The 21,841-nt window shown below is 70.6% G+C and carries 16 protein-coding genes and 1 pseudogene; 12 read left to right on the forward strand and 5 right to left on the reverse strand.

Annotated features, from left to right (window positions below; genetic code table 11):
- Positions 1 to 75 precede the first annotated feature (75 nt).
- Positions 76 to 2,328: an RCC1 domain-containing protein gene (locus ACYVLT_RS25950; RefSeq protein WP_461122816.1), complete on the reverse strand. Its 2,253-nt coding sequence runs from the start codon at positions 2,326 to 2,328 to the stop codon at positions 76 to 78.
- Between the two features lie 444 nt (positions 2,329 to 2,772).
- Positions 2,773 to 3,321, reverse strand: coding sequence for an ABC-three component system protein (locus ACYVLT_RS25955; RefSeq protein WP_461122817.1), 549 nt, complete (start codon positions 3,319 to 3,321; stop codon positions 2,773 to 2,775).
- 324 nt (positions 3,322 to 3,645) lie between these two features.
- On the opposite strand from ACYVLT_RS25955, the gene ACYVLT_RS25960 reads away from it, so the two are divergent.
- The 3 genes from ACYVLT_RS25960 (at position 3,646) to ACYVLT_RS25970 (ending at position 7,455) form a co-directional block, all read left to right on the forward strand.
- On the forward strand, positions 3,646 to 4,383 hold the full coding sequence (locus ACYVLT_RS25960; RefSeq protein WP_461122818.1) for an SIR2 family protein: 738 nt from the start codon (positions 3,646 to 3,648) through the stop codon (positions 4,381 to 4,383).
- Between the two features lie 103 nt (positions 4,384 to 4,486).
- Positions 4,487 to 5,605, forward strand: a complete 1,119-nt coding sequence (locus ACYVLT_RS25965) for a hypothetical protein (RefSeq protein WP_461122819.1) — start codon at positions 4,487 to 4,489, stop codon at positions 5,603 to 5,605.
- Between the two features lie 431 nt (positions 5,606 to 6,036).
- Positions 6,037 to 7,455 carry a B12-binding domain-containing radical SAM protein gene (locus ACYVLT_RS25970; RefSeq protein WP_461122820.1) on the forward strand — a complete coding sequence of 473 codons (1,419 nt, stop codon included), beginning with the start codon at positions 6,037 to 6,039 and terminating at the stop codon, positions 7,453 to 7,455.
- A 12-nt stretch (positions 7,456 to 7,467) separates the two neighbouring features.
- On the opposite strand, the gene ACYVLT_RS25975 is transcribed toward ACYVLT_RS25970, so the two are convergent.
- Positions 7,468 to 8,229, reverse strand: coding sequence for an ABC transporter permease (locus ACYVLT_RS25975; RefSeq protein WP_461122821.1), 762 nt, complete (start codon positions 8,227 to 8,229; stop codon positions 7,468 to 7,470).
- 29 nt (positions 8,230 to 8,258) lie between these two features.
- Between ACYVLT_RS25975 and ACYVLT_RS25980 the strand changes: the two genes are divergently transcribed.
- From ACYVLT_RS25980 to ACYVLT_RS26005, 6 genes are all read left to right on the forward strand, one after another.
- Positions 8,259 to 9,167, forward strand: a complete 909-nt coding sequence (locus ACYVLT_RS25980) for an ABC transporter ATP-binding protein (protein WP_461122822.1) — start codon at positions 8,259 to 8,261, stop codon at positions 9,165 to 9,167.
- Between the two features lie 119 nt (positions 9,168 to 9,286).
- A complete protein-coding gene (locus ACYVLT_RS25985) occupies positions 9,287 to 10,201 on the forward strand; it encodes an ABC transporter substrate-binding protein (protein ID WP_461122823.1) in 915 nt (304 codons plus the stop codon).
- A 64-nt stretch (positions 10,202 to 10,265) separates the two neighbouring features.
- The gene (locus ACYVLT_RS25990; protein WP_461122864.1) at positions 10,266 to 11,321 is read left to right on the forward strand and encodes a FecCD family ABC transporter permease; all 1,056 of its coding nucleotides are present in this window, start codon (positions 10,266 to 10,268) and stop codon (positions 11,319 to 11,321) included.
- Complete coding sequence (locus ACYVLT_RS25995) at positions 11,318 to 12,100, forward strand: ABC transporter ATP-binding protein (protein ID WP_461122824.1); 783 nt, start codon at positions 11,318 to 11,320, stop codon at positions 12,098 to 12,100. The genes ACYVLT_RS25990 and ACYVLT_RS25995 overlap by 4 nt, the downstream gene beginning before the upstream one ends.
- 21 nt (positions 12,101 to 12,121) lie before the next feature.
- Positions 12,122 to 13,171, forward strand: a complete 1,050-nt coding sequence (locus tag ACYVLT_RS26000; RefSeq protein WP_461122825.1) for a phytanoyl-CoA dioxygenase family protein — start codon at positions 12,122 to 12,124, stop codon at positions 13,169 to 13,171.
- A gap of 32 nt (positions 13,172 to 13,203) precedes the next feature.
- Entirely contained in the window at positions 13,204 to 13,878 is a 675-nt protein-coding gene (locus tag ACYVLT_RS26005) for an adenosylcobinamide amidohydrolase (protein WP_461122826.1), read from the forward strand.
- A gap of 24 nt (positions 13,879 to 13,902) precedes the next feature.
- Here ACYVLT_RS26005 and ACYVLT_RS26010 read toward each other — a convergent pair.
- Positions 13,903 to 14,677: pseudogene (locus tag ACYVLT_RS26010) on the reverse strand (IS5 family transposase); the annotation flags it as partial.
- A 1,036-nt stretch (positions 14,678 to 15,713) separates the two neighbouring features.
- On the opposite strand from ACYVLT_RS26010, the gene ACYVLT_RS26015 reads away from it, so the two are divergent.
- From ACYVLT_RS26015 to ACYVLT_RS26025, 3 genes are all read left to right on the forward strand, one after another.
- A complete protein-coding gene (locus tag ACYVLT_RS26015; RefSeq protein WP_461122827.1) occupies positions 15,714 to 16,292 on the forward strand; it encodes a hypothetical protein in 579 nt (192 codons plus the stop codon).
- 141 nt (positions 16,293 to 16,433) lie between these two features.
- A complete protein-coding gene (locus tag ACYVLT_RS26020) occupies positions 16,434 to 16,685 on the forward strand; it encodes a hypothetical protein (RefSeq protein WP_461122828.1) in 252 nt (83 codons plus the stop codon).
- A 180-nt stretch (positions 16,686 to 16,865) separates the two neighbouring features.
- Positions 16,866 to 17,576, forward strand: coding sequence for a hypothetical protein (locus ACYVLT_RS26025; RefSeq protein WP_461122829.1), 711 nt, complete (start codon positions 16,866 to 16,868; stop codon positions 17,574 to 17,576).
- A 248-nt stretch (positions 17,577 to 17,824) separates the two neighbouring features.
- Here the strand turns inward: ACYVLT_RS26025 and ACYVLT_RS26030 are convergent, their stop codons facing one another.
- Entirely contained in the window at positions 17,825 to 21,529 is a 3,705-nt protein-coding gene (locus ACYVLT_RS26030; RefSeq protein ID WP_461122830.1) for an nSTAND1 domain-containing NTPase, read from the reverse strand.
- Positions 21,530 to 21,841: the final 312 nt, after the last annotated feature.

The following is a 21,841-nucleotide window of genomic DNA, read 5'->3' on the forward strand; positions in this document are numbered from 1 at the left end:
TGCGCGACGCGGTTCCTGGGCGTTCACGCGGAAGAGGCGGGTGGGCGCCGGTGATCGCCGGCGCCCACCCGGTTCTCACGGGTTCGGCACCAGCGCCTGCCCACCGTCGCCCAGTGCGGTGACGGTGCCGAGGTCCGGGCCCTGGACGGGCCGCAGCGCGGGAATGCCGCTGGGCGGGGTGCCGAGGTCGCCGCTGGAGTTCGAACCCCACATCCAGAGCCGACCCGAGGCGTCGAGCACCTGCCCGCCGTAGGTGTGGCTGACGACGTCGACCGCGCCGGTGATGCCGTCAACGCGCACCGGCACGTTCTTGACGCAGTCGAAGCAGTCGCTCCCGTCGCCGAGCGCGCCGAACGAGCCGTCGCCCCACGACCAGACCGTGCCGTCGCTGCGCACGGCGTAGCCGTTGTAGTTGTCACCGTCGATCTCGACCACCCCGGTCAACCCGGAGACGCGCACCGGGACCCGGGAGAAGTCGCCGGTCGTGCCGTTGCCGAGGGCGCCTTCGTAGTTGTCGCCCCACGCCCACGCGGTGCCGTCCGCGGTGACGGCGAACGCGGTCGTCCCATCCGCGGCGATCTTGACGACACCGGTGAGCCCGCTGACCCTGGTCGGCACGCTCGACGACTCGGAGGTGGACCCGGTGCCGAGCTGGCCCCGGTGGTTCCAACCCCAGGCCCAGACCGTGCCGTCGTTGCGCAACGCGTATCCGGTTTCCCAACCGCCCGCGATGGCGGTAACACCCGTGAGCCCGGGGATCTGCCGGGGTTCCACCGGGTGGGCGCCCACGCCGAGGCCCCGCGCGCCGGAGCCGTCGCTGCCCCAGGACCAGACGGTCCCGTCGCCCCGCAACGCGTAGTGGTTGCCGGCCAACGCGTCGGCGACCGCGACGGCCCCGGTGAGCCCGGCCACCCGCACCGGGATCGGGACGGCGGCGGAGGCGTACCAGGCTTCACCGAAGTACGGGCCATTGCCGCCCCAAACCCACACCGAGCCGTCGGCCAGCGCCGCGGTGTTCGACGTCAGCGACACCACGCCGGACAACCCGTGCAGCGGCTTCGGCAACGACGAGGACGTCGTCGTCCCGTTGCCGAGCCGCCCGTAGTTACCGCCCCACACGTAGGCGCAGTCGCGGAGGCACGGCACGGGCGGCACCGAGAAGTACCCGGCCAGGTCGATGGCGACGTGGGTCTCGCCCGCGTTGTTGTAGGTGTAGAAGCGCGACTCGTGGACGTCGGACTGGATCACGACCACGGCGAGGTTCGCCGCCGTCTGGCCGCGCGCCAGGTTCAGGTTGGACGTCTCCGGGCGATCGCGGTCGAGCTGCCAGGCCGTGACGTGCGTGTCTGCCGTCGGTGCGATCCCGGTCATGTTGACCACGGCGCCGATGGCCTCCGCCGGCACCGCCGCGTCGGGCCTGACACCCCGGGACCGCTGCGGCCCGATGGGCGTGGAGTTCTGGTTGGGGTTCCCGGTGCCGTTGCGGGTGTCGAAGATCCGCCGCGGTGCGATCGGGGTGAACACCGCTCCGTACTCCGGCGTGTAGAACCCCTGGATGTCGACGACCAGGACGAGCTCACCGGCGTTGTTGTACAGGTTCACCAGCCGTCCCGCGCCCAGCGCGACGGTCGTGAGGTTCGGGTTGGTGCCGCCGATCGGCACGTTGACCGTCGAGGCGGTCGGCCGGGCGGTGCCCGCGGGCCACGCCGTGACGTACGTGTTCGCGGTGGCGCGGGCGGCCGTCACGTTGAGCACAACCGCGGTCGCCGAGGCGGGCACGGTCCGCGACAGGTCCAGCGTCGTCGTGCCCCCCGGCCCGACGCGCCCGCCGCGGTACTCGTCCATCTCACGGGACGCCCGCACCGGGATGAACTTCGACCCGCCCGAGGTCGCGTAGTACCCGGCCAGGTCGGCGATGACGTGCGTGCTGCCCGCGTTGTTGTACAGGTCGACCACGCGGTCCGCCCCGACCGCCACCGTCACCGCGTTCGCCCGCGTCTCGCCCGCCCGGAGGTTGAGGTTCGACACCGCCGGCCGGGCCTGGCCGTGCGGCGAGACCGTGACGTAGGTGTTCGCGGTCGGCTCGGTGCCGGTCAGGTTGAACACCACCGCCGTGGCCGACGCAGGCACCCGCCCGGCCAGGTCGAGGGAGATCGTGCCTGCGGTCCCGATCGGCCCACCCCCCGAACGGGTGTCCAGCACCCGGGTCGGCGACAACGCCGTGTAAGTCGACCCCGCGGCGGCCTGTGCCTGAGCCACCGCGGGGAAACCGGCCGGAACGACCGCCACCAGGGCAGCCGCCGACAGAACAGCGGTGAGGAACCGCATCGAACACCCCCACAGGTCACGGATCCCCCGACCCGCGCGGGACGCTACAGCTCAAATCCCGACGGCACACCACCTTTCGGCGAATTCACGCGGGCGCAGGAGGGCCACGCGGTGACGCAGGTGTCCGCGGTCACGCCGACGACGGTCACGTTGAGCACCCTCGCCGTCATCCCCGTTCCGACGTCGAGGACCAAGCATGACGGTGTCCGACCTGCCACGCCCGACCACGCTCGCCGAGTGGATCACCGCGACCATCCCACCGGGTATCCCTGCCCTGGACGCCGCTCCGGCCGTAAGTCTGCGCTTCCTATTCTACGGTCGCGCTTCTACCCATGAACACCAGGACCCGCGCACCTCGCGGGCGTGGCAGCTGGATGTCTCCCGCCGGTTCACCGGCGGGCACGGCAGGATCATGGGGGAGTACTTCGAGGTCGGGTGTTCCCGTCAGGTGCCCTGGCATCTGCGGCCTCCACAACCCGGCCGGATCGCGAACCGGGCTTCCTGCTCCACCCAACGGTAGATCGCCTTCGCCTCGCGGAGCTTGTCCGCCTCGGCGGCCTGTTCGCCCAGCTCGTCGGACATGATGTCGAAGTGGGTTTCCCATTCGTCGACCAGGCGACGTTCGTACTTGCCCAACTCGCCCGGCCGCAGCAGGTTGTCGTTGGACCACCGTGACCGTTGTGTGAAGGCGCGCAGGTAGTCCCGCACCGCGCGACGAACACGATTGTCGCCCACTCCCAGCAGGCGCAGCTGATGGACGAAGGTCTTGTCACCGTGCTCCAGGCCGGTCCCGTCCAACTCGGCGATGTCGGTGTCGATGGGCAGGTTGTCGGGTCGGAACTCGTCACGGCGTTCGCTGAACACCTCGTCGAACTCCAGACCGGCCACCGGCTCCGTCGACCGGTCGCGCAGTTGGGCCAGCACCCGTTGGAGGAACCACCCGCCCAGTCGTTGCACGAACGGCGGTTCGGGGGCAACACCGAGAACACCCATTCGGGTGAATCGGGTGTCACGTCGATATCGGTGACTAAGCTGGGAGGTTGTCGGTCCCCCGCGCCGCGCTGTCGACCGCCGGTTCACGATGAGTTGCGACGTACGAAGGTCAGGTGGCGAGTGCCCGGCGAGCCGGTCGAAGGTCAGGATCGGAAGTTCTCTTACGAACCGTGACCGCAACTCAGGTGGTTCCACGCGTGTCGGGGAACTGCGGCGATCAGTAGGTGGGTGCATAGTGCGGTAGTGCCGCGTCTGCCTGCTCGTGCGACGGTGTTGTGTGGTGCCGGTGTATCCCGGTGGTCGGGTCTTCCTGATGGGCAGCGGTTGGCCGTACTGGCGTTCGAGTGGGTGGCCAAGGGCAGCGGTGCCTATCGGCGGGCCGCGATGGAATCGGTCGTGCGGCAGTTCGGCAAACGCGAGTCCGACGATCCGTTGCGGTTGGAAGTCGCGTTGGATTTGATGGCCCGCGAGGTGCCTGCGAGGACGCTGGCGGGTGTCTACTCGATGTTGGTGGGCGCACGGTCCACCCGACCGCACCACGTGCTGGCGCGGCTCGGCGTTCCGGTCGTCACCACCAACCAGGACGAATTGATCGAACTGGCGGCGCCGCATGGTCGACCAGCCGACGTGCTGCACCTGCACGGGTTGGCCTCGGATGTGGATTCCGTGGTGACGATGCTCAGCCAGTACGTCGAAGGACTGCCCCGGGCGATCTCCACGCGCTTCAGGTCGCTGGTGGCTGGACGCCACGTGATCGTGATCGGTTACAGCGGACGTGATCGTGATGTGATGCCGTACCTGTACGACGCCGCCCGGATCACCTGGCTGCAGTTCCAAGGGGGCAACGGGCCGGTCCCGCTCTCTCCCGAAGCCCAGCGGCTGAAGGACGAACTCCGGATGCGCATGCGCGTGATCGACCACCCCGACCCGCCGCAATGGCTGTACGAGCGACTGTCCGCTCGCCGACGACACGAGGTCGACGCTGCCTGCGCCGCCCTCGACGTACACGCCCGCGCTGTCGGCAGCGGCCGAGGCGGCGTTCGACGCAATTCCGCTGCGTGACCGGCGGCTCGCAATCGCTCGTGTGCTCGTCCACAGCAACGAAGCCGAACACGCGTACGACGGCTTGAAAAGGTGCCTACGGTCGTGGCCGGCGGACCCACGCGTGCACCTGCGCCTGGCGGCGACGGCCGAAGTCGTCCAACGCAGGCCGGAAGCCTTGCACCGGTACGCACGCGCGGTGTCGCTGGCCGTCGAGCCTGCCCTGCTTTCCTCGGCCTTGCTGGGACGCGCGCATGTCAACGCCAACGGTACCGACTACACCACGGCCTTGGACGAGTTGGAACGAGCTGCCAAGGCGGCGAACCGGGTGTCAGACACGCGCGTGCGACGCAGGCTGCTGACCCGCATCACCAATCTCCGGGGACGTATCCACGTCATGACCGACCAGGAGGACGTGGCGGCGCGCGACTACCGCGAATCGGCCGAACTCGCCCGCCGCAACGACGACCTCGACGGCCGGGTCACCGCCTTGATCTTCGGCAGCGACGTGCTGCACAGCCGGGGCCACTACGTCCAAGCGCTGCGCCGGTTGGCGAAGACGATGGACGACAACACCCTCTACAGCCGGCCGCAGACCCGTGTATGGGGCAACTTCTACCGCAGCCTGGTGCTGTGCTCCACAGGGCGTTCAGATGAGGGTCTTGAGGATCTGCGCGCCTGCCGCGACGCGGCCGTCCACACCGGCAACCACCAGGCCGCTGCCTGGTCCGACGTCGCCCTGGCCAGTTATCTGAAAGCGACCGACCAGGTTGCCGCCTCGCGGCATCTGGTCGCCTGCCGTGACGGGATCCGTGCCCACGGGGCGCCAATGACGGTGTGCGAGGTGCGACTGGAATGGGAACACGCCGAACTGTCCCGCGCCCAAGGTCGGCCCGACGAAGCCCTCCGACGCATCGATGCTTTGGAGGCGCGTATCACCGATCCGAACTTCGGGATCGCCATCCCGTACATGACACCACACCTCCTGGCGGTCCGAGCCGAAATCGCACGGGACGGAGGCGACGGGGACGCTGGGCGCCTGCTCCGCGAGGCGAGGGACCGGTTCCGTACGGGCAAGTGGCGCCACAGCGCCGTGCGCATGGAAGTCGCTCTTTGGCTGAACGAAGGCGCTCCTGACCCACCGATAGGTCTGCTGGACCGGTGTCGCCGCTATGACTACGGCAGCGAAGTTGATCGACTGCTCGGCAACGCGACCGGCTACTACCCGCTGCACAGCTGGTGAGCCAGGGTTGGCACCTGCCCGGTGTCTGTCCGGGATCCCACGACCCCGCATTCCCCGGATCGGAGCACGGCCGATCACCGGCATCGCCGAACCCGCGGTCCGGAGGTTAAGGACCACCGCGCCGTGGTGTCGACGCCTGCTCATGCGGTAGCCGCTCTCTTTGCATGGAGGAGAGTCACGACCGTGTGGTAGTGATTGCAGGTTGCTGGAGCCGAGTGGGCAGGGCAGGTGGCGCAGGGCAGATCCCTCCGACGCCGCCGCCGATCTCCAGTGCTCTCCCCCCGACTCGGGGCGCGCGCCACCTCGTGGCGTGTCCGCGGCCGGCAGGCCGGTGGTAGCCGTTGAGCGTGGAGTGCCCTACCAGTTCAACGAGTTCTCCGGCCGCGCGAACGGTGGCGGGAGAAACGACGAGTCGCTTCTGGGAGGAAGTCGTGAAGGTGACCTTGGCGTTCGTCGCCGAACCCGAGCAGGTCGGTTTCCCGCTGTGGACCGCACCGCTGACCACACCGCTGTTGGCCTCCTGCCTGACCGCTGCCGGGCACGAGGTGGAACTGCTGGACACCCGGCTGTGCGAGGCGCCTCTGGCCGACGAGCTCGCCGCGACGAGCGGGGACGTCGTGGCGATCAGCTTCATGTCCCACTCGCGTGACGAGGCGTTCGAGGTAGCCGCGCTGTGCCGCGAGCAGGGCCGGATCACCATCGGCGGCGGGGCACACCCCACCGTGTTACCCGGGGAACTCGTGGACAGCGGGTTGTTCGACCACGTCGTGCGTGGTGAGGGCGAGCGCACCCTGCCCCGCCTCGTCACGGACATCGAGCGGGGGCGCCGCCCGGAGGAGCAGGTCCTCCAGGGTGAGCCGTTCGACCTGCTGGACTACCCACAGCCGCGCGACGACGCCGCCTACCGGGACGTGTACCGCCCGCCCTCCTTCGTGTCGACGTCGCGGGCGGCGAGCCTGACCGGGCTGACCGCGGAGGCGGTGGCCGAGCTGGCGAGCCGCGACGACGGCCTGGTCGACGTGGGCGCGCTGCACGGCCTGTCCGCCGAGCGCTTCCCGGCCACCCGCGAGTTCCGGTCGATCTACCTGGAGCTGGGGCGCGGTTGCCCGTTCCACTGCCGGTACTGCACCATCCAGAACGACTGGTTCGCCCCCAAGGCGGGCCGCGCCAGGCCGTTGGCCGACGTGGTCGCGGAGGTGCGGTACTTCGTCGACCGCTACGACACGAACTACGTCATCCTGGTCGACTCCATCGCGCCCGCCTACCCGGACTTCGCGCGATTCGCCGAGTTCATGAAGACCGACCTGCCCGATGTGGAGTTCAGCTTCAACTGCACTTCGACGCACTTCACCCCGGCCGTGGCCGAGGCGCTGGCCGGTGCGAACTGCCTGGTGTGGTTCGGTTTCGAGACCGCCTCGCCCAGGTTGCTGCGCGCGCTGCGCAAGCCGGGGAACGCGCGCACGCAGCTCCGGGCCACCGAGCTGTGCGCCGAGCACGGCATCCGCTTCGGCGCCAACCTCCTGCTGGGCGTGCCCGGTGAGACCACCGAGGACTACGAGCTGACCATGGAGTTCCTGGCCGAGACCCGGCCGCACAGCCCGAACCCGAATATTCTCACCCCCCTGCCGGGCACCGACACGTACCGGCGCTGCCTCGACGAAGGGCTGCTGCGCGACCCCGGCCACTACCGGTCGTGGACCGCGGACCAGATCCGGACCAGGGGTCACGGCCCGCTGCTCGGCGTCGACTACGACCGGGTGCTGTCCTACCACCGCCGGATGCTCGAACTCGACCGCACCGGCGAGGTGGTGCACGTGGAGCGCGGCTGCCACCTCAAGCCGCACGAGTGAGGACCTCGCCGGTCAGCCCGACCAGCGGAAGATCAGCGTCGCCACCGTGAAGCTGCCCACCACCCACACCAGCATCACCGCCACGCCGCCGGCGATGGCGGACGGGCCGGCACCCTCGATCACGACTGCCCGCAGCACGTCGTTGACCGTCGTCAGCGGCAGCAACTCCAGCAGCGGTTGGAGGGCCTCCGGGTAGCGGGTGGACGGGAAGAACACACCGGAGCCCAGGTACATCGGCATGGTGGCGGAGCTGAGCAGGCCGCTGACCGTCTGGAGGCTCCGGACGCGTGCCGCGACGAGCAGGCCGATGCCTGCGAACACGAGCGCGCCGAGCGCCGTCACCGCGACCAGCAGCACCAGCGACCCGCGGACGGGGAGGTCGAACACCAGGACGCCGAACGCCAGCAGGATCGGCAGCTCCAGCAGCATCACCAGGGCGCGCACCACGACGAAGCTGAACAGGAACGCCGATTTGTGCATCGGCGTGGCGACCATCCGCTTGACCAGCTTGCGGATGCGCAGGTCGGCGACGGAGTAGCCCACGCCCCACAGCCCACTGGTCATCAGGCCCATGCCGATCAGGCCGGGGATCAGGAAGTGGACGTAGTCCTCGTCGCGACCGGAGCCGGAGCCGACGTCACGGAACGCCAGACCCAGCACCAGGGCCAGCAGTACCGGCGAGGCGAACGTCCAGAACACGCTGCCCGGCTCGCGGTAGTAGGTGCGCAACCGCGCCAGGGTCAGCTGGCCGAACTGGAATGCGTGGAAGTTCATGGCGCCGCCGATGGTAGCGTCGCGAGATCATGTCGTCACTCGCGGTGCGGTGCCGGGAACTGGTCAAGCGCTACGGTGCCGTGACCGCGCTCGACGGTCTCGACCTCGACGTGCGCGAGGGCGAGTGCTTCGGCGTGCTCGGCCCCAACGGCGCGGGCAAGACCACCACCATGGAGATCATCGCCGGTCTCCTCGCCGCGGACGGCGGCGAGGTCGTGGTGCTCGACGGTCGGTGGGGTCGGGACAAGCGGCTGCGTGCCGAGGTGGGCATCGCGCTGCAGGAGACGCACCTGCCCGACCACCTGACCGTGCGGGAGCTGCTCCGGCTGTTCCGCTCCTTCTACCGGCAGGGGCCGACGGTCGACGCGCTGATCGACCTGCTGGGCCTGGCCGACCGGCAGGACGCCCTGTTCGTGCACCTGTCCGGCGGGCAGAAGCAGCGGGTCGCCGTGGGTTGCGCGCTGGTCGGCGACCCGCGGCTGCTGCTGCTGGACGAGCCGACGGCGGGGCTGGACCCGCAGGCGCGCCGCCGGATCTGGGAGGTGCTGGAGCAGCTGCGCGCGCGGGGCCGCACCGTGGTGCTGAGCACGCACTACATCGACGAGGCCGAGCGGCTGTGCGACCGGGTCGCGGTGATCGACCACGGCCGAGTGATCGCCCAGGGCACGCCCGCGGCGCTGATCGCCGAGCTGGGCGGCACCGGGGTGGTGGAGTTCGCGGTCGACGGCGAGCACGATTTCACCGCCTTGCCCGGCGTGCAATCGGTGCAGCGGCTCGACGACGGCTACGCGCTCACCGTGACCGAGGTCCACACGACGGTCGAGGCCCTGTTCGCGCGGGCCGCGTCGGCGGATTTCCGCATCGGCGGCATCACCACGCGGCAGGCCACGTTGGAGGACGTGTTCGTCACCCTCACCGGACGCCAGCTGCGCGACTGAACTTCCTTTCCCTGCAAGGGGGAATATCCCGCCCCGGGTCGCATGAGACTACGTCGGACGGCCCATTCCGGGGCCGGTCCAGGTCGGTAAGGTCCGAACCGGGAGGTGGCCAGGTGCCGGTGATCTTGCGCGTTCGGGTCGCGGCCGTGCTCGTGGTGGGGGTCCTGATCGGCTCCTGCGGTACGCCCGCCCCCGAGACCCCGAGACCCGACGACACGGCGGGGTTCCCGGTCACCGTCGGCCCGCTGACGCTGGACGAGCGGCCCTCGCGGATCGTGGTGCTCGCCCCGACCGCCACCGAGATGCTCTTCGCCATCGGCGCGGGCGGGCAGGTGGTCGCGGTGGACGACCAGTCGACCCATCCCCCCGAGGCGCCCCGGTCCGACCTGTCCGGGTTCCAGCCCAACGCCGAGGCCATCGCCGCCCACGAGCCGGACCTGGTCGTGATCTCCAGCGACATCAACCAGATCGCGAACCAGCTCGACACCCTGGGCATCCCGGTGTACCAGGCGGGCCCGGCGCGGACCCTGGACGACTCATACACGCAGCTCGACGACCTGGGCCGGCTGACCGGGCACGCCGCCGAGGCGGGCAACGTCGTGACCAGGATGCGCGACGACATCGCCGGGATCGTGGCGGACGTGCCGGAGCGGAAGGAGGAACCGACCTACTACTACGAACTGGACCAGTCGCTCTACACGGTGACCGGCACGACGTTCATCGGGGCGCTGTTCGACCGCCTCGGCCTGGTCAACGTGGCCGACCGGGCCGGCCTCCAAGGCACGAACGCGGGGTATCCGCAACTGTCCGCCGAGTTCCTGATCGACGCCGACCCGGACCTGATCTTTCTCGCCGACACCAAGTGCTGCGGGCAGAGTGCGGACACCGTGAAGGCGCGGCCGGGCTGGAGCGGCATCACGGCGGTGCGCACCAACCGCATCGTGGCCCTGGACGACGACATCGCGTCGCGCTGGGGACCGCGCGTGGTGGAGCTGGTCCGGACCATCGCGGACGCGGCGGGCGAGGTCGGGTGAAGGACCGTCCGCCGTGGTGAGACCCGCCGGGGTCGGCACACCGGCGCGGCGGGCGTCCGACCCGGTGCTGCGACCCGCCCGGCTGCGGCCGGTGTGGCTGGGGATCGGCCTGCTGTCGGTGCTCGTCGCGACGGTCGTGGGCGTGAGCAGCGGACCGGTGGCGCTCCCCCTGCCCGCTGTCGCGGCCGAGCTGTTCGACCTGCTCCCCGGAATCGACTTGGACAGCGGGCTGTCGGAACGGGAACGGGCGCTGCTGGTGCAGCTGCGCCTGCCCAGGGTCGTGCTGGGCCTACTGGTCGGCGGGCTGCTCGCCCTGGCTGGCGGCTGCTACCAGGGCGTGTTCCGCAACCCGCTGGCAGACCCGCACCTGTTGGGCGTGGCGGCGGGAGCGGGCCTCGGCGTCACGGCGGTGATCACGCTGCGCCGCGGTGCGAGCGCCGACGCCACCGCCGCGTTGCCCCTGGCCGCCCCGCTCGCCGCATTCGTCGGCGCGATCACCGCCGTCTCGCTGACCTACCTCCTCGCGGCGCGCGGTGGCGGCGACCGCTCGCCGTCCACCCTGATCCTGGCGGGCGTGGCGGTGTCGGCCTTCCTGGCCGCCGGTCAGACGTTCCTGATGCAGCGCGACGCCGACGCGATCCGGGAGATCTACTCGTGGCTGCTGGGCAGGCTCGGCACGGCGGGCTGGCGCGACGTCCTGCTGGTGCTGCCCTACGCGGTGGTGACGGTGGTGGTCGTGCTGCTGCACCGGCGGCAGCTCGACGTGCTGTCGGTGGGCGACTCGGAGGCAGCCGGGCTGGGGCTGGACCCGCAGCGCACGCGGTACGCGCTGGCCGCCGCGGCGTCGCTGGGTACGGCGGCGGCGGTGTCGGTCTCCGGGCTCATCGGGTTCCTGGGGATCATCGTGCCGCACACCGTGCGCCTGCTCGCGGGCGCCGGGTACCGCACGATCCTGCCGCTGTCGATGCTGTTCGGCGGCGCGTTCCTGGTGCTCGCCGACCTGCTGGCGCGCACCGCCGCAGCACCGGCGGAGATCCCGATCGGCGTGGTCACCGCGTTCCTCGGCGCGCCGTTCTTCGTCCTGGTGCTGCGCACCACCGGCCAGGGGACACGGCTGTGACCGCGCCGGTGGTCGACGCCCGCGGCCTCCGGGTGGAGCTGGGCGGCAACGCCGTGCTACACGGAGTGGACCTGACCGTCGGCGCCGGCGAGTGGGTGGCGGTCATCGGCCCCAACGGCGCGGGCAAGTCGACCCTGCTCAACGCGGTCACCGGGCTGGTACCGGCGACCGGTTCCGCGGCGCTGTTCGGCCGCGACGTGCGGCGGATGCGGCACCGCGAGCGGGCCCGGGTGGTGGCCTTGGTCGTCCAGTCGCCGGTCGTGCCGCCCGGCGTCACGGTCCTCGACTACGTCCTGCTCGGCCGCACCCCCTACATCCCCAGGTTCGGCCGCGAGTCGGCCGCCGACCTCGACGTGGTGCGCGACGTCCTGGTCCGGCTGGAACTACTGGACTTCGCCGACCGCGCACTGCCGACGCTGTCCGGCGGCGAGCTGCAACGTGTGTTCCTGGCCCGCGCCCTCGCTCAGGAGGCGCGGCTGCTCCTGCTCGACGAACCGACCAGCGCCCTGGACATCGGCCACCAGCAGGAGGTCCTCGACCTCGTGGACACCCTGCGCCGCGACCACGAGCTGACCGTGCTGACGACCATGCACGACCTGTCGATCGCAGGCGTGTACGCCGACCGGGTCGTGCTGCTGGTCAACGGTCGGGTGGTGGCGGCCGGTACGCCGCGCGAAGTGATCACCGAATCGATGATCGCCACCCATTACCAGGCGCGGGTCCGGGTCATCGACGCCGAGGACGGACCGCTGGTGGTGCCGATCCGCTCCCGCGACTGACCGAAGGCACAGGAGGCCGCTGTGGAACACCACGACTACACCGACTCCACGCCCCTGCTCGACGACGCACCGCGCCTGGCCGACCGGCTGGCCGAGGACGGTTACCTCCTCCTGCGCGGCGTGCTGCCGGCAGCAGAGGTGGAGCGCGTGCGCGACCTCGTACTCGCCACCGCCGCGGCGGCCGGGTGGCTGAACGCCGCGGAAGCGGCCGAGGACGGTCTGCCGGCGGTCGACGTCGAGGCGATGGCACGCTGCGGCGAACCGGACCGCGAGGCCACCCGGCGCGCGATGTGGAACCGCCGCGAGTTCCACGCCCTCATGCACTCACCCGCCCTGCTGGGCGTGGTGGAGGGCCTGCTGGGCGAACCGGTCTTCCCGCACCCGCGCAAGGTGCCGCGCCTCGTGCCACCGGAAGCCGCCGGGGGCTCGTTCGTGAGCGGCTGGCACCAGGACCACCCCGGTGTGCAGGGCTCGGCGCGCACGCTCACCGCGTGGACCCCGTTGGCCCCGGTCTCGGCCCGGTCGGGCGGGCTGGCGGTCGTACCGGGATCCCACCGCGACGGCGTCCTGCCACTGCGGTTGTCCGCCGGCACGATCGTCGGCTGGGAGATCGACACCGCCGTCGACGCGGTCCGCAGCGGCCCGATGTGGCCGGGTGACGTGCTGGTGTTCACCGCGCACACCGTGCACGGCGGCGGCCGGAACACCGGTCAGGGACTCCGGCTGTCCGCCGACTGCCGATACCAGCCGCTGCGCGAACCGGTGTGCCGCGACTCGCTCGAGCTGGACGTCGGCCACTCGTGGGACGAGGTCTACCGGACCTGGCCGGGCGGCGGGGTGGACGACCCGCTGGCCCGCTACTGGCACGAACTGCCGCTCGACGTCGTCGACTACGACCGGCGCGCCGACTCGGTCCGGGAACGCGAGGCGATCGCCGCGGGCCGCAACCACGACCCCCGCGCCGCCCGGGCGCTGCGGATCACCGCCGCGCACAGCGCCGACCCGGCGGTCGCGGCCGAGGCCGCCGCGCTGCTGTCCGCGCTCGACCGGGACGCGGGCGGGGCCGCGTGAAGCCGGAACACCGCCAGGTTAACGGCCGACCGGTGCTGCTGTGGCGCACCGACCGGCCGTGGCTGGCGATCTCGTCCGCGGTGCACGGCGGCGGCATCGGCGAGCGTGAGTGGGTGCTCAACGCCACCGTGCCGCAGGACTACGACCGCGACGACCCGGCCGCCGACGTGCTCGACCTCGCCGCCGCGTGCGGTCTGGTCGGGAACGGCACCGGCGTGCTGACCGCCTTGGACGTTCGCCAGGAGGTGACCAGAACCGACCGCGGGGTGGCGGTCACCGCGACCACCGGCATCGGCGCCCACCCGACCTGGGCGGCGGGCGACGGGACACTGGCGTGGCGGCCGGGCACGATCAACGTGGTGGGGTGGTTCCCCGAGCGGTTGACGCCGGCGGCGCTGGTCAACGCCGTGGCCACGGCCGCGGAGGCCAAGGTCCAAGCGCTGGTGGAGGCCGGCGTGCCGGGCACCGGGACGCCCACTGACGCCACGGTGCTGCTGTGCCCGACGACGGGGCCGGTGGAGGAGTACGGTGGCCCGCGTTCCGTTCTGGGCGCACGGCTGGCGCGCGCCGTGCACGCGGCGGTGCGGGCGGGTCTGCGCACCTCGCCGATGACCTGGTCCACTCCGCCGACCGATCCCGGTCGGTCGGTACCGCGGACTACCCGACCGGACACGGAATTCCCGTTCCCGTCCGGCACACCGTCGTGACCGCCACGACCCACGACCGCGGCGTGCGGCGAGAGTGGCGAAGGCGCAGTAGTTGTCGGTGTGGCGTTCGTAGCGGATGGTCAGGCGCCGGTAGCCGGTCAGCCAGGAGATCGTGCGTTCCACAACCCAACGGTGGCGACCAAGCCGGTCGGAGGAGTCGACGCCCTTGCGGGCGATGCGCGGGACAATGCCGCGGTGTCGTAACCACCGGCGGAGGTGGTCGATGTCGTAGGCCTTGTCGGCGTGCAGCTTCGCAGGGCGGAAACGGCGCGGGCCTCGCCGCGAGCGGATGCGCGGGATGGCCGTCAGCATGGGCTTGAGCGCCTGGCTGTCGTGCAGGTTGGCCGCCGACACCCCGACCGCCAACGGCAAACCGGCCCGGTCGGACACGACGTGGATCTTCGAGCCGGGTTTGCCGCGATCGACCGGGTTCGGACCGGTCATATCGCCCCTTTTTTCGCCCGGACTGCGGCGGCGTCCAGGATCGCCCGCGACCAGTCGATCTCCCCACGCGAGCCGAGTTCGTCCAGGATGCCTGGTGCAGCCGCGGCCACAACGCCGCCTTCGTCCACTCGGTGAACCGGCGGTGCGCGGTCGGCACAGTGACACCGAACGACGGCGGCAACTCCCGCCACCCGCACCCACTGGTCAACGCGTAGACGATCGCGGTGAACACCGCCCGATCGTCCACGGGTGCCGTCCCGCCACCCTGTGGACGCGCCCTGAACCTCGGGATCAACGGCTCCGCCAACACACCGGTGAGTTGCGGGAGGGGATCGACGACTGGGAGTGCACACAACTGGGTCAAGCCGAGCGGCAGGGATCGGTCGGGACGTTCGACCGGCGGGGGTGTCGAGGTCGACCAGCGGTTCTTCGAAAGTGCTGGCGAGTGTGGCGGGATCCTCGGTCTCGTCGACCCGCACGTGGTAGAGGCGTGGCAGTCCAGGAAGGCTGCTTTGCCGGACTCGGTGGACTTGGCCCATGTCGACGACAGATCGGCGACGTTGATCACCGATTGTCGCGCCGCTGCGGGTGGGGAGGCGCGTGAGGCTGTCATCGGGCACTGTTTGGGAGCCCTGGCGGCGGCCACGGACTTCCGCATCCGCGTCCTGCGACTGAGGTCGAACTGACCCAATCGGGCATTCGGGCACTCGAAACGGGCACGGATCGGGCCGCCGGTGCGGGTTCGGGCGGGCGGAGCGGACAGGCACGGGCATCGTTCGTGGCTGCGTGGCGCTGGCCACACTGTTGCGCAGGCGGCGGTGGGTGCCCTCCGCCGACCTGGACTTCCTCTGGGTTGCCAGCCGTGACCATCCAGAGAGACTGGTACAGCCGCGTATTCCGGTGTCGCATATTCGTGCTGGCTGCTCCAGGTCGGCTGGTCCGACTGGAGAGGGTGCGGTCGGGTGAATTCCGCCGATGCTGACCTGTATCCCGATGGTGCGGTGCAACGCTGGAGGGCCGCACCAGCCGTCGGTCGAACCAAGAGGTGTCCCCCGTGGTAACGCCCGAGCCGGAACAACCCGACAACCCTGGCTCCGTCTGTGAGGTGACGATCTACACCTCCGGCGACGACGGCACGTCTCTCCGCGGCGCGGTTGTCGAACTGCTGGGATCAGCCGATTACGTGATCGTCACCCTGCACGAGGCCGAGTTCGGCTCCTGGCCTCAGCGGATGTTCGTCCGGCCACCAGATCCTTCTGCGGCCGAGGAGGTCGCGTGTGCCGGGACCGACGAAGTGAACTCGGCGGCGGTCGGCTCGGTGGTCGAAGCTGGCGAATTCCGGGTCACGTACGCCCCTCCTCGGACCTACGAGGAGCCTCGCCGACTCGGCGGTGCGGTTGCTGGAGGCGATTCGTGTTCACCAAGAGGTGCTGACCCAAGGAGATTTTATGAACGGGGCAGAAAAGCTCGGCAGGCTCGGCCTCGCGATCGCCGTTGTGATCGCGAGCGTCGTTCTGAGTGCCACGCCGGCACGCGCGGACGGAATCGTGCGCTACGAAAACGTGGGTAACCCGGGCTGGTGTATGAGTGCCACTGCCGGCGATGAGACGCTCAGCAAAGTGTTGCTCGTGAGCTGCAACAACAGTGATAGCCGCCAGCGGTGGTTGTGGTCCGTCCAGCCGACCGGGCCGATGGCAGGCATGATCATGCTGAGTGAGTCCAGCTATCCCAGGGTGTACTGCCTGACGAACATCCACGGGTGGGCCGCAATTGACACCTGCGATGTCGATAACAATGATCAGTACTGGAGCGTGTGGGGCCAGAACGGCTGGGTGGTCTACCAACTGGCGAATACCCTCTTGTGCCTCCGACCGTACAACACCCATGTGGTCGGATCTTACTACGAAATTGTGTTGTTTCCATGCCCCGTCCGGACGAACGTGCCGAACATCTTTGCGTGGCGCTATTAAGACCATGTCTCATGTGGGTTTGATAGCTCTCTGCCATGATCTTTGTCCGTGGTCGATCGGTTGTCGTTGCGGTTTGTGCCGCTCGAAAAGTCATCGCCGCTGGTAGAGCGAGGGCACCACCGTCTTTGGGAGCATGGCCGGGTGATCGTGTCCCTGCTGTACAAGGTGACCCGGAAGCTGCTGTCCATCCCGTCGGTGCTCCTCCGCAGCGAGGTGTCGAAGGACGCCGAACTGCTCGTGCTGCGCCACGAGAACGCCGTGCTCCGTCGGCACCTCGCAGGTCGGGTCCGCTACGAGCCCGCCGATCGGCTCTGGCTCGCGGCCCTGTCCGGGTTGGTGGATCGTCGACACTGGCAGGCGGTCTGTCCGGTCACGCCGGGCACCCTGCCATGAGTGATCGTGACAAGGACGTGGAGATCCTGGCGCTGCGCCACCAAATCACCGTCCTGGAACGCCAACTGGGCAACGCCCGCCTGCGGTTCTCTCCCGGCGACCGGGCATTCCTCACGGCACTGCTGCACCGACCGGGAGAACCCCGCCTGGGGCTACCGGCGTATCCACGGAGAACTGCTCGTGCTCGGCATCAAGGTCGCCGCGTCCACCGTGGGGCAGATCCTTAAGGACGCCGGGATCGATCCGGCGGCTCAGCGCACCTCGACGACCTGGTCGAACTTCCTCCGCTCCCAGACCGCCACACTGCTGGCCTGCGACTTCTTCGAGACAGTCACCTTGGGCGGCCTCCTGGGTCGCCCAGGCCGCGAAGAACCTCGCTATGGACCTCGAAGACGCGCGCAGTTCCGTCGACCACTACGCGCGCTGTCACAACCGCCGCCGATCAAACAGAGGGCGCCCAACTCGACATCCGCTGACGGCAGCGACTCGGTGGCATCCTCAGCGAGTACCACCACGCCGCCTGACCTGTGCGGATCGCTTTTTCGGCAAGCACAACGGCGCCGTCGCGATGAACGCCGCCCTGACGGTGTCGATGACGAATGGTTCGGCCTTCTGACCGACAAACTCATCCGCCGCAGCGTGCACACCTCCGTGATCGCCCTGAAAAACGACGTCACGGCAAAAGTTCCCAGCCGTCAGAAAATGCGCAGAACTGGTTCTGAAATTACTGGTACTGCGTCACGCAACCTTGGTCGGGTAATCGGTCCAGCTTCGGATGGGCGAGTCAGTGGCGAAGCCGGTCTCGGGGCGGGCTCGTGCCCACAACCAAGCGAAACCAGCTGCCGACCGCAGCTACCGGGCGGCATTCCCAACGAGCACCACGTCACCTGACCTACCGGACGGCAGTTCCAGCAAGCACAACATAACATAACAATCGGAATACTGTCACGAAATCTGCACGGGCGGATCGGGGGCCAGTCCACCATTGACCAGTCGCCAGGTGGCCCTCGCTTCGCCGGTCGGACAGCAATTTGCGTCAGTCGCCCGATACCACCTTTCCGTCACACTGATCGCACCCTGTTCGAATCGCAGATCCCCTAGCAACGGTACGTGCGTCGCGTCATCACCGCTCGTCCCGGTCAGCACGGCTGTTCGAACCGCAGGTCCGGGAAGAACCTGCGCCACTCCTCCTCCGTCAGCCTCGGGTGGGCACGGGCGCAGGTCAGTGCGGCGGCCGACACCGGGTCCACGTCCCACAGCCGGGCCGTGCGATCCGCGCCCGCCGTGGCTACCGTGCGCCCGTCCGGGCTGAACGCCACCGCGAACAGGCGCTCGGCGTGACCGGACAGGACGGCCGAAGGGGTCCGGGTCGGCACGTCCCACAGTCGTGCGGTCCGGTCGAACGCGGCGGTCGCCAGGGTGCGGCCGTCCGGGCTGAACGCCACCCCCACCACCCGGTCGGTGTGCCCGGTGAACACGGCGGTCTCCCGCCCCGAAGCCAGGTCCCACACCCGAGCGGTGCGGTCGTAGCCCCCGCTCGCCACCAGCGAGCCGTCCGAGGTCACGGCCACCGCCCGCACGCCGTCGGTGTGCCCGGTGAACACGGCCTCTTCCCGGGGCCGGCCGGGATCGGTGACGTCCCACAGCCGCACCAGTCGGTCGTCCCCTCCGCTGACCAGCCGGCGCCCGTCCGGGGTGAACACGACGGACGTGACGTCGGCGGTCAGCGGGACCGCCGCCAGTTCCCGCCGCGTGGGCACGTCCCACAGGCGCAGGCTCGCGTCCGCGCCGGCGGTCGCCAACGTCCGGCCGTCCGGGCTCAACGCCACCGACGTCACGTTGTCGGTGTGCCCCCTCAGCACGGCGATTTCGCGTGGCGCGGCGGGATCCGCGACGTCCCACAGCCGTGCGGTGTAGTCCAGGCTGGAGGTCGCCAGCGTGCGGCCGTCCGCGCTGAAGGCCAGGCCGTGCACCCCGTCGGTGTGACCGCGTCCGACACCGAGCAGCCGGGGCCGCCGGGGGTCGCCGACGTCCCACAGCCCGATGTCCTTGATGCCCCCGCTGGCCAGCACCCGGCCGTCCGGGCGGTGCGCCACCGACAGGAACCCGGTGACCGGCCCGGTCAGCATCGCTCCGCCTAACGCCCACAGTTTCGCCGTGTTGTCCCGGCTGCTGCTGGCCAGGGTGCGGCCGTCGGGGCTGAACGCCAGCGAGTACACCGTTTCGCTGTGCCCGGTCAGCGTCAGCAGCGGTGAGCCGTCCGCCAGGTGCCACAGGCGGATCGACATGTCGTAGCCGCCGGTGGCCAGGGTGGTGCCGTCCGGGCTGAAAGCCAGCGCGATCACACCGTTGGCGTGACCGTCGAGCACCGCCGTGGGCCGTCCCGTGACGTTCCAGAGCCGCACCGTGTTGTCGAACGCGCCGCTGGCCAGCGTCCGCCCGTCCGGGCTGAACGCGACCGACAGCACCGGTGCGCCGTGGTCGGTCAGCACGGCGGTCTCACGGCGGGTGGCGACGTCCCACAGCCGGACCAAACCGTCGTTGCCGCCGGTCGCGAGGAGGGTGGCGTCCGGGCTGAACGCGACCGCGCCCACGCCGCCCGCGTGGCCGGTCAGCACTGCGATCCCGGCACGGGACGACAGGTCCCACAACCGGACCGTTCCGTCGTAGGACGCCGACGCGACGACCCGGCCGTCCGGGCTGATCGCGATGTCGCGCACGGCCTCGGTGTGACCGGCGAGCACCGCGAGCGACCGGCGGGTCGCCACGTCCCACAGCCGCACCGTCCGATCGGCGCCGCAGGTGAGCAGCAGCGTGCCGTCCGGCGTGAACGCGGTGCCCAGCACGTTGTCCTCGTGACCGTCGAGCACCGCCGTCTCGACGGGTCGGAACGGGTCGCGCGCGTCCCACAGCCGCACCGTCCGGTCACCGCTCGCGGTGGCCAGCGTCGCGCCGTCCGGGCTGAACCGGACGTCGAAGACGAAGTTCCGGTGGCCGGTGATCCTCGCCGCGTAGGGGTTCGCGGAAGTGCTCAGCAGGCTGCCGCGGGACTCCGGGCCGGCCGCGACCCGGTATGCGGCCAGGCCGAGTTGGGCGGCGAGCGCGGGGTTGGCCGCGCGGATGGCGGTGGCCTCGGCCGCCGCGCCGCGGGCCAGCGCCTCGTTGCGCTGCCGAGTGGCATCCTGCTCCGAACGCACCGCGAAGACCGTGGCCGTCGCGGCGAGTACGACCAGCGCGGCGAGCGCACCGGCGAACTGCCGCAGCCGGCGGGTGCGGCGGCGGACGGCGGCGCGTTCGGCCTGCTCGTGCTCGACGGAGGCGGCCAGGAACTCCCGCGACGACACCGGCAGGTCGGGATCGCCGGGGTCGACCCACTCGCGCACGGCCGCGAGCCGAGGCCCTCGGTGGAGGCTGTCCGGCGGCCGCCCTTCCCGCCGCCAGGCGTCGGCGGCGTCGGCGAGCCGTTGCCGCACCACGAGCGCCGCCCGGCCGTCGTCGATCCACGTCCGCAGCCGCGGCCAGCAGCGCAGCAGCGCCTCGTGCGTCATCTCCACGACCCGTTCGTCCTGGGTGAGCAGCCGCGCACGGGTGAGCGTCTCCACCACGGCCGACGCGAGTTCGGGGTCGGCGGTCTCGGACACCAGGGCTTCGCGGTCGACGCCGCGGCGAGTGTCGTCGCTGCCGTCCCCCACGACGACCAGGCGCAGCAGGAGCCGGCGCGCGATGTCGCGGCCCGGTTCGTCCAGACCCAGGTAGGCGTGTTCGGCGGTGGTGGCGATCGCGCCGTCGATGCCACCGGCGCGCCGGTAGCCCTCGATGGTCAACACCCGTTCCCGCCGGTGCTGCCAGGTGACGAACAAGGCGTGGGCAAGCAGCGGCAGCGCGCCCGGCTCGTACCCGACGCCGTCCCGCACCCCGAGATCGGCCAGCAGGACGTCGGCGAGCCCGGGTTCGAGCCGCAGACCCGCCGCGTCGGCCGGTCTGCCGATGGCGTCGCGCAACTCGTCGGCGGTCATGGCGCCGAGCAGGACCTGTCCGCCGCGCACCGACCGCACGAGTTCGGGGTACCCGGCGCAGTGGCCGTAGAAGTCGGCGCGCAGCCCCAGCACGACGACCGCGCCCGCGTCCGCGCGTGCGCACAGGTCGGCGACGAACGCGGCCCGCTCGCCGTGGTCCGCGCACAGCGTGAAGGTCTCCTCGAACTGGTCGACCACGAGCAGGTAGCGCTCGGCGGTCACGTCGGAGAGGCGGCGCGCGAGTTCCGCCGCGGGGTGGGCGGTGGGTGTGCACACCACGGCCGGCCAGTCCTCGGAGCCGGGGAAAGCGCCTCGCGCCACCGCGGGCACGAGCCCGGCGCGCAGCAGTGACGACTTCCCGGTCCCCGAGGGCGCCACGACCGCCAACGGGCCGCCGCCGGAAAGCCGGAACGTGAGCTGCCGGAGCAGTTCCGTGATGACGGCCTCCCGACCGTGGAACCATTTCTCCTGGTCCACGTCGAACGCCGAAAGGCCCGGATAGGGGCACGGGACGGTGGTCGTTCCCGGCGCCGGCCGCGGTGTCCTTGCGTATTTCCGGTCCGCGATCTTCTCCCGGGCCGCGATCCACGGTTCCGGGTCACGCCCGCAGGCGCGCACGAATCGTCGGACGAAGTCGGCCGTGGGCAACCGGTCCGCGTTGAGCGCCCGGTCCGCGGTCGACACCGGCAGGTGCACGCCATTGCGTTGCGCGGCGATCTGCAACTGGTTCAGTGAACCGTGTCCCGACACCTGCATCAGCTCGCGCAGCAGACCCCGGAACTCGGCCTGGTCCGCGGCCCGGTCCGGGTCGACCGTTCTTCCGTCCACGCCGGCCATCGTGGCAGCGCCGTGTGCGCCCGGCATCCCGTATCCGGGAAATCACCGGAACCGACCAATCCGCAACACGATGCGAGGAGCGGGGCGCCGCACCGACCGCATTCCTGCGGTCGACGCGTTCCGGTGACCGATGGGAGGAATCCGTGAAAAGATCCGTTCGACGAGCGGCGGCTCTGGTCGTAGTGCTCTGCTCGGTGCTGCTCGGGCTCGGCCTGCCCGCGCACGCCGATGTGCAGTGGGGTGTGGACTCGTGCGCCCACGGCTTCGTGTGGCGGGAGGCGAAGCCCTCCGACCACGTGTGCG

Source organism: Saccharothrix stipae (assembly GCF_054781895.1).